Origin of the sequence: Streptomyces sp. MB09-02B (genome assembly GCF_033794485.1) — a bacterium.
GTDB lineage: Bacteria > Actinomycetota > Actinomycetes > Streptomycetales > Streptomycetaceae > Streptomyces.
Genome location: NZ_JARGEE010000786.1, coordinates 1 through 1,954 on the forward strand (window position 1 = coordinate 1; position 1,954 = coordinate 1,954).

The 1,954-nt window shown below is 74.9% G+C and carries 1 protein-coding gene; it reads right to left on the bottom strand.

The features are described from left to right. Positions 1-1,915 (bottom strand): SDR family NAD(P)-dependent oxidoreductase (locus tag P1P70_RS44030; protein ID WP_319248038.1); only part of this gene is annotated, 1,915 nt, incomplete at its 3' end. Positions 1,916-1,954: the final 39 nt, after the last annotated feature.

Here is a 1,954-nt window from a genome sequence, read left to right on the forward strand (position 1 = left end):
GGTTGCCCCCTCCCGCCCAGCCGCCCCAGGCCAGGGAGGTGGCTGTCAGGCCGCGCGAGCGCCGCTCGTGGGCGAGGCCGTCGAGATAGGCGTTGGCCGCCGCGTACGTGCCGTTGCCCGCGCTGCCCCACACGGCCGCGCCGGACGAGAACAGCACGAACGCGTCCAGATCCAGGCCGGCCGTCAGCTCGTCCAGATGCCGCGCACCCCGCACCTTCGCCGCCGTACCGGCCACGAGTTCGTCCGCCTCGATGGACAGGGTGTCGGAGAAGGTCGCGACGCCCGCCGCGTGGACGACCGCGGTGAGCGGCACCTCCGACGGTATGCCCGCCAGGACGGCCGCCAGGGCGTCGCGGTCGGCCACGTCGCAGGCCGCGAACGTCACCCGGGCGCCCAGCGCCTCCAGTTCCCGGCCCAGGTCGGCGGCGCCCGGCGCCCCGGCGCCCCGACGGCTCGTCAGCACCAGGTGCTCTGCGCCGTCGGCGGCCAGCCGGCGGGCGACATGGGAACCGATGCCGCCCGTACCGCCGGTGACCAGCACGGTTCCGCGCGGCGTCCAGACGTGCTCCGGCCCGCGTCCACCCGCCACGGCTCGCACCAGCCTCCGTGCGTGCACGCCGGACTCGCGCAGGGCGACCTGGTCCTCGGCCCGTGTCCCGTCGTCCGCTGCGGCGAGGACGGTGACCAGCCGTCGGCCGGTGTCCTCGGTCCAGCGGGCCGGCAGGTCGACCAGCCCGCCCCAGCGGTCCGGGTGCTCCAACCCCACCACCTGCCCGAGGCCCCACAACTGCGCCGCCTCCGGCCGTACGGTGTCGCCGGCGACGGCAGCGACGGCGCCTTCCGTCAGCCACCACAGCGGCGCCTCCACCTCGGCCGTACGCAGGTCGCGCAGCAGGGCGACGGCGTCGCCGAGGGACGCGGGCGAGGCGAGCACACCCGCCCAGTCGCCGACGGCGTCGGCCGACCCCGCTGCGGCGGCGACCGCCACTTCGGCTCCGGCCTCCCGCAGTGCCGCCGCGATCCTGTCGTACGTCCCTTCGCCCGGCCGCCCTCCGGGGTCCTCGGGGATGAGCAGCAGCCACCGCCCCGACAGGCGCGCCTCCCCGGCGAGGGTGCTCCGGCGCCACACGACCCGGTAACGCCAGTCGTCGACGGCCCGGCCTGCTCCGGTCCCGCCGGCCGAGAGGGTCTCGGGCCAGTAGCGCTTGTGCTGGAAGGGATAGGTGGGAAGGTCCACGTACTTGGTGCCAGAGCCTTGGACATCCGCTTCGGCTTCCGCTTCCGCATCGGCTTCGGCTTCGGCTTCGGCTTCGGCTTCGGCTTCGGCTTCGGTGAAGCAGGCCCGCCAGTCGACCGGAACGCCCTTCGCGTACGCCTCCCCCAGCGACAGCAGCAGCCGCCGCGGGCCCCCCTCGCCGCGACGCAGCGTCCCCGTGGCGGCCACCTCGCGCCCGGCAGCCTCCGCCGTCGCCTGGACCGCTCCGACCAGCACCGGGTGAGGGCTGACCTCGACGAAGACGCGATGACCGGCCTCCACCAGCCCCGCCACCGTGTCGTCGAGGCGCACGGTCGACCGCAGGTTGCGGTACCAGTACTCGGCGTCCAGCCCGGTGGTGTCGAACCGTTCAGCGGTGACCGTCGAGTGGAAGGGGACCGAGGCGGGGAGGGGGGTGACGGCCGCGAGCAGCGCCGGTATCTCCTTCCGGAGCCGCTCGACGTGGGCGGTGTGCGAGGCGTAGTCGACCTCGATCCGCCTGGCCCGAACACCGCGCGCCCCGACCTCGGCGATCACCTCGTCCAGACCCTCCACACTCCCGGCCACCACCACCGACGACGGCCCGTTCACGGCGGCGATCTCCACCCGCCCGTCGACCAACGGAGACAACCCCCGCACCTCGTCCACGGAAAGCTGCACGGACGCCATACCGCCCTGCCCCGAGAGCGCGAGAATCGC